General features: G+C 39.2%; 6 protein-coding genes. 5 read left to right on the forward strand and 1 reads right to left on the reverse strand.

What is annotated here, in order from left to right; translation table 11 throughout:
• Nucleotides 1–16: 16 nt before the first annotated feature.
• A complete protein-coding gene (locus KYH19_RS18595) occupies nucleotides 17–1,564 on the reverse strand; it encodes a trypsin-like peptidase domain-containing protein (protein ID WP_219076176.1) in 1,548 nt (515 codons plus the stop codon).
• 395 nt (nucleotides 1,565–1,959) lie between these two features.
• On the opposite strand from KYH19_RS18595, the gene dapF reads away from it, so the two are divergent.
• The 5 genes from dapF to KYH19_RS18620 all read left to right on the forward strand — a co-directional run bounded on the left by dapF (nucleotide 1,960) and on the right by KYH19_RS18620 (nucleotide 12,441).
• Complete coding sequence (gene dapF / locus KYH19_RS18600) at nucleotides 1,960–2,742, forward strand: diaminopimelate epimerase (protein WP_219076177.1); 783 nt, start codon at nucleotides 1,960–1,962, stop codon at nucleotides 2,740–2,742.
• Between the two features lie 402 nt (nucleotides 2,743–3,144).
• Nucleotides 3,145–4,314, forward strand: coding sequence for an efflux RND transporter periplasmic adaptor subunit (locus KYH19_RS18605; RefSeq protein WP_255562468.1), 1,170 nt, complete (start codon nucleotides 3,145–3,147; stop codon nucleotides 4,312–4,314).
• Between the two features lie 48 nt (nucleotides 4,315–4,362).
• Nucleotides 4,363–7,545 (forward strand): efflux RND transporter permease subunit, encoded by a 3,183-nt coding sequence (locus KYH19_RS18610; RefSeq protein ID WP_219076178.1) that lies wholly within the window; start codon nucleotides 4,363–4,365, stop codon nucleotides 7,543–7,545.
• Between the two features lie 10 nt (nucleotides 7,546–7,555).
• Nucleotides 7,556–8,956, forward strand: a complete 1,401-nt coding sequence (locus KYH19_RS18615; protein WP_219076179.1) for an efflux transporter outer membrane subunit — start codon at nucleotides 7,556–7,558, stop codon at nucleotides 8,954–8,956.
• A gap of 593 nt (nucleotides 8,957–9,549) precedes the next feature.
• A complete protein-coding gene (locus tag KYH19_RS18620) occupies nucleotides 9,550–12,441 on the forward strand; it encodes a DEAD/DEAH box helicase (RefSeq protein WP_132399327.1) in 2,892 nt (963 codons plus the stop codon).
• Nucleotides 12,442–12,532: the final 91 nt, after the last annotated feature.

The raw sequence follows: 12,532 nt of genomic DNA on the forward strand, positions 1-12,532 counted from the left end.
TATTTATTACTATTAATTATTGTGCAGGGAAGCTGTAGTTATATGAACCTTGCTCACCAACACCAGAAATACTAACCATATTGTTTCTTCCTAAAGGCAATGCTTTTTGAACATCGGCCACAGAATTTACAGGTTGTCCGTTTACTTTGGTAATAATTAAACCTTTTTCCACCCCAATATTATCGAAAGCTTTTCCGGTGGTAACTGATGTTACAACCACACCACTGTTAATGCCATATTTCGATTTCTGCGCTTGGGTAGCCGGAGCGAAAGTTGCACCCAATTTACTTACTTCGGCACCTTTACTTGCATTATTATTTGCAGTTAAACCTACACTGGCTTCGCCTTTAAGGGTAACTGTATAGTCTTTCAAGGCACCATTACGCAGTACAGTTAATTTAACTTTATCGCCAGGGTTTAAACGACCAACTCTTTCCTGAAGATCAGGTGAATCGTTAATTACTACACCATCAACTTTTTTAATTACGTCGCCTGATTTAATGCCCGCCGCAGCAGCACCGCCGCCAGCAACTACATCATTCACATACAAACCACTGATTTCGTTGGTTTTAATACCTTCAGGTTTTTCCTCACCACTTAATGGTACAAAGTTAACGCCGATGTAACCACGTTTAACTGAACCATATTTCATAAAATCGTCAACAATTTTACGGGCTAAGTTAACTGGGATTGCAAATCCATAACCTTGATTATAACCGCTTTGTGAAGCAATTGCAGAGTTGATACCCACCAGTTCGCCATTTGCATTTACAAGGGCGCCACCGCTGTTACCAGGATTAATGGCCGCATCTGTTTGAATAAATGATTCGATACTGGTATTTGCCGGACGATCTGGTCTTTTACCAGTACGTTGGTATTCGCGGTATTCCTCTTCGGTAATTTCATTGCCTTGTTGCTCACGACCAATAATACCAATGCTACGATTTTTTGCACTTACAATACCAGCAGTTACCGTAGTATTTAAATCCAATGGGAAACCAACGGCTAAAACCCACTCTCCAACCTGCACATTATCTGAGTTACCCATTTTTACGACAGGCAAACCCGTTGCATTTACTTTAATTAATGCTAAATCCGTATTCGGATCGCGGCCAATTACTTTTGCTTCTACTTTACGCCTATCTGTTAAAACCACCTCAACCTTCTCTGCATTCTCAACCACGTGGTTGTTGGTAACGATATAACCATCCTGACTGATAATTACACCAGAACCTGATGCTGCTCTTGGCTGACGTTGCATCTGACGACCGCCGCCGCCGAAGAAATCTTCCATCATGTCAAAAGGAGAAGAAGAACCCTGCCCTTTCGATGCCGAGTAAGTTGTTTTAATGTGAACTACACCCGGCGCAACTGCTGCTGCGGCCTGTGTAAAATCTGTAGCACCTGCTGATGATACTTTTAGTGGATTATTGGCGAAATACAAATTCTGTTTTTCAGTAATGGTACTGCCTGTTTGGTTACGCTCAACTAATTTGTAACCTCCAATTGCTGCTGCCCCACCTATAAAAGCAGCTAACACGGTAATTCCTAATATTTTTTTCATGTTTCTGTATATTGTTTGTTAATGGTCATGAAGCTATTAAAAGTTTAGTATTGCTTTAAAATTGTTAGCTTTTAATGGTTTCATGTGTCTGTATGTTGTTTTTTAGCCATGATTTATTATAAACTAATTTGCCAGCTAATGGTTTAGCTTATAATATTCATTTTGTTAAATGTTGTTGTTTGCGGGAGCGTTTTTCATTTTGATCTAAGCAGGATGCTCCAGCAGTTTTTATCTGCTTAAATTTTCTTTAGTAAGTTTATTCAAATTTAATACCATATAAACGATATTTGTATCCTAACAGCACTTAGTTTTGTGTTAAAAAATGTTAAATTAAAAAACACAATCCGCTTATTACCTTTTGCAACTCAAATATTGCATTAAAAAATGAAGCTTTCATGAAAATTAATTTTTATAAATACCAGGGCGCAGGCAACGATTTCATTTTAATAGACCACACTACAAGTCCGTTAAAAGATATTGAAAATCAACTAGTTGAACAATTATGCCATAGAAGATTTGGCATTGGCGCCGACGGGTTAATGTTCATTACAAAGCACAAGGATTACGATTTTGAAATGCATTATTTTAACGCAGATGGTAAACTGGGCAGCATGTGCGGAAATGGTGGCAGATGCATTGTTGCCTTTGCCAAACAGCTTGGCATTATCGACCGCGAAACAAACTTTTTGGCAGTAGATGGGCCGCATTATGCCAGAATTTCAGAAAATGGAGAATGGGTTGATTTACAAATGATTGATGTAGATACGATTACCGAAGATGGCGAAGCTTACGTATTGAATACGGGTTCGCCACATTATGTTGCTCTGCAAAGTGATTTAAAAGATTTTGACGTTTTTACCGAAGGAAAGAACATACGTTACAATACAACTTATTCAGAAAAAGGTATAAATGTAAACTTTGTTGAAGATAAAGGTGATCATTTATTTGTTCGTACTTACGAACGTGGGGTTGAAGATGAAACCTATGCATGTGGCACCGGCGTAACGGCGGTGGCCATGGCTATGGCAAAACATAAAAACCAGACCGGTCATATTAAAACCGATATTAAGGTTTTGGGAGGTGATATTAAAATAGAATTTGATTACGATGGTAAAGCATTTACCAACGTATTTTTATGCGGACCCGCCAAATTGGTTTTTGAAGGAGAAGTGGAGTAGTCTTTTTTTATAAACCTCTTAAGTTTACTCGTAATCCAAATATCTCGTGTAAAACATACACTAACAACGCTTTTGTTTGTTAAAACAAACAGGATTAATCGTTTAAAAATTGCATAATAACAAGCAATTTTAACAGCATTTAACATCTGTCTCAAGATATTTACACATTCATTTCTGGCTTAAAACAACACTTAAAATTCTAAAAAACAGCAATTTAAAGCAAGACAGGCACAGTTTAGAACACGAAATAAATCAATCGATTGATTAAATGACAGAATTTGGACAGATTTATTTTTGGTTAGGCGCTATTTTTGGACAATTATTTGCGGAAATTGAAGTCCTAAGTTTTGACGACGCTCTTAATTCCGGAAATTCATATTTATACACACACAGAAATAGTCCATGAGAAAAGTAACAACTCTCTTTTTTAGCATGAGCATGGGTATGCTCTTAGCATCCTGCGGAAACAACGATGCTGCTAAAAAAGCCGCAGCTGCAGCAGCAGCTGGTCCACAAACTTACCCGGTTTTTACCGTAACTACACAAAACACCACTTTAGATTCTGATTATCCGGCAACGATTGAAGGTATCCAAAATATCGACATCCGCCCAAAAGTTGACGGTTTTATCGAAAAGATTTTTGTAGATGAGGGTGCAGTGGTTAAAAAAGGTCAGTTACTTTTCACCATTAATGCACCACAATACGAACAACAGGTACGCACAGCAAGAGCAGCCATCAGTAGTGCCGAAGCCGATGTTAATGCTGCCCAGTTAACAGTAAATAAAACCAGGCCTTTGGTAGAAAAAGACATCATCAGCAAATACGATCTTGATGCTGCTCAATTAACACTTCAAAGCAGAAAAGCAGCATTGGCACAGGCAAAAGCCGAATTGGTAAATGCGCAGGTTAATTTAGGTTATACTTCTGTTAAAAGTCCTGTTGACGGCGTAGTTGGCAGTATTCCTTTCAGAAATGGAAGTTTGGTAAGCAGTACCAGTACACAACCCTTAACAACAGTTTCTAACACCTCAAAGGTTTATGCTTACTTCTCTTTAAACGAGAAACAGCTTTTAGATTTTTCTAAAACCTATAAAGGGAACACTTTGGCCCAGCAGATGAAAAACATCCCTGCGGTTAGTTTGGTGCTTGCCGATGGAACAGTTTATGCACAAAATGGTAAAATCGAATCCATCAACGGACAAATTAACACCAGCACAGGTTCTGCAAGTTTAAGAGCAACCTTTCCCAACCCTACTTCTTTATTAAAAAATGGAGCAAGTGCTTCTGTAAGAATTCCTCAACACATTGAGAATGCAATTTTAATTCCTCAGAAATCGACTATTGATTTACAGGGCAAAAAATTCGTTTATGTTCTGGGCGATTCTGCTAAAGTCATTAACACCGAAATTGAGATTATGGATTTGGCCAAAGACAAATTCTATGTCGTAACTAAAGGACTTAAGGCTGGAGATAAGGTTGTTTTGGAGGGTTTCCAATCCTTAAAAGATGGAACGAAAATCAAACCTGAAGAGAAAAATGCCGATTCAGTTTATGCTGATATCAAGAAATAACAATATCATGTTGCCAATCACACTATTGTAGTGTAATCAATATTAATTATGTTTAAGAAATTTATAGAAAGACCGGTTTTATCAACGGTTATATCCATCATCATCGTTATACTCGGTGTTTTAGGTTTAGCTACGTTGCCGGTTTCACAATACCCGGAAATTGCCCCACCAACGGTGCAGGTTTCTACTTCTTACCAGGGTGCCAATGCCGATGTGGTAATGAATAGCGTTGTTGTTCCGCTGGAAGAGCAGATCAATGGTGTGGAAGACATGACCTACATGACTTCTACCGCCAGCAATGATGGTACCGCTACAATTACAGTAAACTTTAAACTGGGTACCAATCCCGATCTTGCAGCAGTAAACGTACAGAACAGGGTTGCCCGTGCTACCAGTTTATTACCTGCAGAGGTAACCAAATCGGGGGTAATTACAGCTAAAAGACAGGCGAGTAACGTATTGATCTTCGGTTTATATAGTGATGACCCTTCTTACGATCAGAAGTTTTTACAGAACTATGCAAACATCAACATCATCCCTCAGATTAAACGGATCAATGGTGTGGGTGATGCGAGTGCATTCGGAACATTGGATTACACCATGCGTATCTGGTTAAAACCTGATGTAATGGCTACTTACGGTCTGGTACCGAATGACATTAGCGTAGCCCTTGCTGATCAGAATGTGGAGGCCGCCCCAGGCCAGTTTGGAGAGCTTGGTGATCAGGCATTTCAATATACCATAAAATACACCGGTAGGTTAAAAGATGAGGCCCAATTTGGCAACATTATTATCAGGACTACCGATAATGGCCAGATTCTCCGTTTAAAAGATATTGCAAGGATCGAATTAGGTGCACAAAGTTATGCCAGTTCGGTTAAATTTAACGGAAAACAGGCTTTGGGTATCGCCATCAACCAAACGGCAGGTTCAAATGCAAAAGAGGTAATCGAAAATTCCATCAAAACCCTTGATGAAGCTCAAAAATCTTTTCCAAAAGGGGTGCATTACTCAACTTTGGTTAACGTAAACGACTTTTTGGATGCATCGATTGAAAAAGTGCTTCACACCTTAATTGAAGCATTTATTTTGGTATTCTTAGTGGTATTTATCTTCTTACAAGATTTCCGTTCAACTTTAATTCCGGCGATTAGTGTACCGGTAGCGATTATCGGAACATTCTTTTTCCTGAGTTTATTTGGATTTACCATCAACTTACTAACTTTATTTGCCCTCGTGCTTGCCATTGGTATTGTGGTGGATGATGCGATTGTGGTAGTAGAGGCTGTACACGCCAAGCTGGATGAAGGTTATACCGATGCCAAAAAAGCGACAATTGATGCCATGGATGACATTAGTGGAGCAATTATTTCGATCACTTTGGTAATGGCTGCCGTATTTATCCCGGTGAGTTTTATCTCCGGATCATCTGGTGTATTTTACAAGCAGTTTGGTTTAACACTAGCCATTTCGATCATTTTATCGGCCATTAACGCCTTAACTTTAAGTCCGGCATTATGTGCTTTATTCTTAAAGCCGCACCAAGAAGAACACAAAAAATCTAAAAACTTTTTAAACCGTTTTTACGATGCTTTTAATACTTCATTCGATGCCGTAACTGGAAAATATAAAAAATCAGTAAGCTTTCTTTCCAGAAAAAAATGGATCGTTGGATTGGCTATTGCATTCTTTGCAGTCGTATTGGTTTGGACAATGAACACCACACCGAAAGGTTTCGTGCCAAATGAGGATTTGGGAACCATCATGAGTGATATCTCATTACCAGCGGGAACTTCACAAGAGGAAACGAGTATTATAATTACCAAGATTGACAGTATTGCGCACAAAATCCCTGAAATTCAAAACACGTTAAGGATTGTGGGCCGTAGTATGATCAGTGGTTCGGGCAGTTCGTATGGTATGGTAATTTCGCGTTTAACCCCTTGGGATGAACGTAAAGGCCGCGATGTAAAAGCCATAATTGGCGAGTTGTTTGCAAAAACAGCAGGCATTAAAGGTGCTAAAATTATTTTCTTCGCTCCGCCAACTATCCAGGGTTTTGGTACCAGTGGCGGTTTTGAGTTCCAGTTACAGGATAAAACCGGCGGAGATATCAAAAAATTTAACGAAGTTGGAAATGGATTTTTAGCTGCTTTGAGTAAACGTCCTGAAATCCAATATGCATCTACCTCTTTTAACCCAAATTTCCCACAATATCAGATTGATGTAAATGTGGCAAAGGTTAAACAGGCTGGTTTAACGGTTAGTGATGTATTGGGTGTAATGCAGGGCTATTATGGTGGTGTTTATGCATCAAACTTTAATAAATTCGGTAAACAGTTCAGGGTAATGTACCAGGCAGATGCCCAGTATCGTGCAAACGAGCAAACGTTGACCCGTATTTTTGTTAGAAATTCGGCTGGCCAAATGGCACCGGTATCAGAGTTTATTACGTTAACGAAAGTATATGGACCACAGGCCATTTCGCGTTTCAATTTGTTTACTTCAATTGCGGTAACAGGTAATCCAAATCCGGGCTATAGTTCGGGGGATGCTTTAAAGGCTGTTCAGGAAGAGGCTGCTAAAAATCTCCCGGCAGGCTACGGCTATGAATTTTCTGGCTTATCACGTGAGGAGATGGCTGGCGGAAGTCAAACGGTCTTCATCTTCTTACTTTGCGTAATCTTTGTTTATTTCTTACTCGCTGCACAATACGAAAGTTATATTTTACCATTAGCGGTATTATTCTCTTTACCAGTTGGTTTAGCGGGTGTATTTGTATTTGACAAAATTTTCGGGGTAGATAATAACATTTATACGCAGATTACCCTGATCATGCTTGTGGGACTACTCGCCAAAAATGCCATTTTGATCGTAGAATATGCGGTAGACAGGAGAAGAAAAGGTATGAGCATAGCCAATGCAGCAATTGATGGTGCAACAGCACGTTTACGCCCGATTTTGATGACCTCGTTCGCCTTTATCCTTGGTTTATTACCTTTAATGTTGTCATCTGGTGTTGGTGCAGCGGGTAATACCTCAATTGGTACCGGAGCTGTAGGTGGTATGTTGATCGGAACAATATTTGGAGTTTTCGTAATTCCGGCCCTGTTTATCATATTCCAGTCTTTACAGGAGCGCATCAGTAATAAATCGCCTTTTAACGAAGGTATTGATCATGAACAAACGCCAGAGGAATATGAATTGGCTACTGCGAACAGCAAACATTAATATTAAGAAAATGAATTTTAGATATAAGCATTCCCTTTTAACCGGTTTAGCCATTGTTACCCTGAGTGCCTGCGTAACTAAAAAATACGAACGCCCCCAGGTAACAAGCGAAGGTTTATACCGCGATAATAGCACAACAGATACCACTACGATGGCAGATCTGCAGTGGAAAACGTTGTTTTCGGATACCACATTACAATCGCTGATCCAACAAGGGATAAATGAAAATTTGGACCTGAAACAGGCTATTGAACGGATTAAAATTGCCGAAGCAACACTAATACAAAGCCGTGGAGCATTGTTACCAACCTTACAGGCTGATGTAAACGTAACGGATAACAAACAATCGCAGGCCTCCTTAAACTTTCCTCCCGGGATTAACATTAATTTAGAAACTCAAACCTATAAAGCACAGCTGAGTACCAGTTGGGAAGCCGATATATGGGGGAAACTAACAAGTGCAAAACGTGGTGCATATGCAACTTTATTACAAAGCGATGCCGCAAAAAGAGCAGTCCAAACGCAATTAATTGCCACTATTGCCAACAATTATTATACATTATTGGCACTCGACAAACAATTGGCCATTACTGAACAAACCATTAAGGTTAGAACGCAGGATGTGGAAACCATGAGGGAATTAAAACAGGGAGCTGTAGTAAATGGTGCGGCAGTTGTACAAAGTGAGGCCAATTTATATGCGGCCCAGGTAACCGTACCTGATTTAAAAAGAAGCATCAAAGAGGCTGAAAATGCACTAAGTGTTTTGGTTGCCAAAGCGCCAAACATGATTAATCGCACCACTTTAGACCAGCAAACCCCTTATGCGAATTTACAAACCGGGGTTTCTGCACAATTGCTAAAAAACCGTCCGGATGTGATCGCTGCTGAATTTGGTTTCAGATCAGCTTTCGAAAACACAAACGTAGCAAAAGCTTATTTTTATCCTGCTTTAACGATTACTGCAGCAGGAGGATTATCAAGCTTACAATTACAGGATTTCTTCAGCAAATCTATCTTCTATAATTTAGTAGGAGGTTTAACGCAGCCAATTTTTGCAAGAGGAGCAAACAAAGCCCGCCTAAAAACAGCTGAAGCTAATCAACAGATTGCTTTTTATAACTTTCAACAAACGCTGTTAACTGGCGGACAGGAAGTGTCAAATGCATTGTATGCTTACCAAACTGCTGCAGAAAAAGAGGAAACAAGGGCTAAACAAATCGCCTCATTAACCAAAGCCGTAGATTTTACTAAAGAATTATTGCGCTATAGCTCAGCAACTAACTATACTGATGTTTTAACTTCAGAACAAAGTTTGTTAACCGCTCAATTAAGCGGGATTAATGATCGATTGCAAAAACTACAGTCGGTTGTTAACCTTTACCGTGCATTAGGCGGTGGCTGGAAATAAACATAAAATTAACAAGCACATTTAAGGCATTCTGAATTTCAGGATGCCTTTTTTCATTCCATTCCATGGCCTGTGTCCCCACAGGTCATCGCGTTATGCTTTTGCCATGGAGACACGGATAACACGGAGGATTTTTTCCATATTGAGGAATAATTTATTTTATAAAAATCAATTAAATGATTGGGAATTCTATTGAACTGATAGGCCTCCGCCAGGAATCGTCATTCGCAACCAGTATGTTATCGGGTTATTGGAATCCATAATGCAAGCGTTTTGAGATTCCGCATGCGCGTGAATGGCGCTGCCCTGCCAAAATCTACATATCGAATGCAGCAGGGTTATACCGTTACGTTAAAACTTCCTGCTTGGGCAGACTACCTCATTACGATTATTTATAAAATATCCAATGTAATTAGTGGTTGCCGTTATTTACCGAGCGTAAACCAGAGGTATTTACATCATAAAAATAACTCAGGTTTAAAATCCATACATTTTTTATCCCAAAAACGGTCAGTTCTTTTGATGTAATCTCAAAATATTGTAAGTTTAAAGTTTTTTAAGCGGCTTAGCTTACAAAAATTTTATATCCATCAATGTTACGTGTCGATAGTTCTAAAGCCTGTAAAGTGGTGTACTCTTTGTGCAAACATGAGTACCTGGGCTATTTAATTGAGCCACACGTAGTTCAGCTTAATCCACAGGGCGATTTTTCTTTTACCTACCAACGGATTTTTACCCACACAGCAGAAGAGTTTAATGCCTGCTTAAGTGACATCGATTATAAGCTGATCAAAATTTTAGATGATATTGAACAGGATTCGCTGATTAAAAAGTATTACAAAAAATTAATCAGGCCTACTGAATTCTTCACCAAAATTTTCGACGATAAGTTTTATGAAAATGTTCGTCCTAAAATTGAAAAGAAACTTGCCGAAGCTTTAGAAATCTTAAAGGTTAAAAATGAGCTTTATGTAATGGATAAAGATGGCTGGCCCGTTGAACGTAAGATTGAACTTGCTGATGAGCCTGCATCCATCCTGTTCCATTTCCGGAGAAATGAAACTGAAACCCGTTATTTTCCGACCATCAAGTATCAGAACCTGCGGATTGAGTTTATGTTTAAAGAAGCGCAGATTATCAGCAACAAACCTGCCTGGTTATTGCTGAACGATGTGTTATACTTTTTTGATCAGGATATTGAAGGAAAAAAACTACAACCGTTTTTAAATAAACGTTTTATTGCCATACCGAAAACAACCGAAGCTACCTACTTCGAAAAATTTGTTGCCCCTTTAATCGAGAAACACCATGTGTATGCAGAAGGTTTCGAAATCAGGACAGAACAGTTCGAGGCTACACCTGTAATCAAGGTTTTATATGTAGATGGCGGTCTTTCGCAAATCCAGTTGTACTTTAAATATGGCGAATATACTTTCCCTGTCGAAAACGCACATAAAGTAACCGTTCGTTTAGAAAAAACGGCCGATAACTATATTTTCCACCGCATTAAACGTTCGGCTGAATGGGAGAAAAAACAGTTTAATTTATTGTTATCTTTAGGACTAAAAAAAACGAGTTCATTATTCAGTAACCTTGAAGTAGCTTCAGCGGATGAAAATCCGAGCTATGGAGCAATAAATTGGGTAAATGAGCATATCGAAATCTTAGAGGCATCGGGTTTTGAAATTGAACAGGCCACCGGGCAGAAAAAATTTGTATTAGGGGCCAGTAAAATCGATCTGGAAGTTAAGGAAGGAAACGATTGGTTCGATATCCATGCCGTGGTTTGGTTTGGCAAATATCAGATTCCTTTTCTATCGTTAAAACAGCATATTTTACATAAAAAGCGTGAGTTTTTATTACCTGATGGAGAAGTTGCCATTATCCCCGATAAATGGTTTACTCAATACGGCAGCCTGTTTAGTTTGGCAGAAGCCGGCCAAACGCTCAAATTAAAGAAACACCATATCGGCTTAATCAACGATCTGGCCGAAGATAGTTTGGCTAATGTTACCCTCGAGCGTAAACTTCAGCGTCTTTCGGATTTTGAAGATATAGCGGATACGCAGATGCCCGTTCACTTTAAAGGAACTTTGCGCGATTATCAAAAGGCAGGCTATAACTGGTTTAGCTTTTTACGCGAGTATAATTTTGGCGGCTGTTTAGCTGATGATATGGGTTTGGGTAAAACCATCCAGACCTTGGCCATGCTGCAAAAAGTTAAAGAAGACGATCAACTGCTGGACACACAAACCACCTCGCTGATCATTATGCCCACCTCTTTAATTTATAACTGGTTAACAGAGGCAAAAAAGTTTACACCAAAGCTTAAAATATTAGCCCATACAGGTACCAACCGCAATAAAGATGTCGCTAATTTTGCTAATTACGACATTATCATCACTACTTATGGAGTTACGAGGGTTGATGTGGATGAAATGAAAAATTTCTATTTCAATTATATTATTCTCGACGAAAGTCAGAACATTAAAAACCCCGCATCCAAATCATTCAAAGCCGTTAGAAGCTTAAAATCGAAAAACAAACTGATTTTGAGCGGTACACCGGTAGAAAATTCAGTAAGCGATTTATGGTCACAGTTAACTTTCTTAAATCCAGGACTCTTGGGCACCCAGGCATTTTTCTTCGAAGAATATGTGCAAGCGATCGAAAAGAAAAAAGACGAAGAAAAAGCACGTAAACTGCAATCAATCATCAAACCTTTTGTACTCCGCAGAACGAAAGAACAAGTGGCCGCAGAGTTACCGCCAAAAACGGAGCAGGTAATTTATTGCGACATGAGTGAGGACCAGGCCGCTTATTACGAAAAAACCAAATCGGCCTATCGTAACGATCTATTGCAGAGCATGGATGATGGAACTTTTGCGAAAAAACAGGTGCAGCTTTTACAGGGCTTAACCGCTTTACGCCAGCTGGCCAATCACCCTGTGATGATCGATGGCGAGTACATCTCCGATTCGGGCAAATTTGAAAATGTAATCCACACTTTAGATAATGTGCTTAAGGGCGGACACAAAGTTTTGGTTTTTTCTCAGTTTGTAAAACACCTGGATATCTTTAAAAAACATTTTGAAGCAGAGCATATACCATTTGCTTATTTGGACGGATCAACCCGTAACCGTGGAGAGATCGTTTCTGAATTTCAGCAGAATACCGACTTAAAGGTTTTCCTGATTTCGATAAAAGCCGGTGGCGTAGGTTTAAACCTTACACAGGCCGATTATGTTTTTATTTTAGATCCATGGTGGAACCCTGCAGTAGAACAACAAGCTATTGACAGAACGCACCGTATCGGTCAGGACAAAAAAGTTTTTATCTATAAATTCATCGCAAAAGATACTGTTGAAGAGAAAATCCTGGCTTTACAGAACCGCAAAAAATCGTTGGCAAACTCTCTAATTACCACAGAGGAAAGTTTCTTTAAATCGCTGAGTAAAGAGGATATTAGGGATATACTGAATTAATCGCCAGAAATTTTGCCACGGAGGCACGGAAATCACGGAATTAGGATTTGCATTCTTTTATAATTCTGTATATTTAGCCACATCCCAAGTT

The sequence above is a fragment of the Pedobacter sp. D749 genome, assembly GCF_019317285.1.
In the GTDB taxonomy this organism is placed as follows: domain Bacteria; phylum Bacteroidota; class Bacteroidia; order Sphingobacteriales; family Sphingobacteriaceae; genus Pedobacter.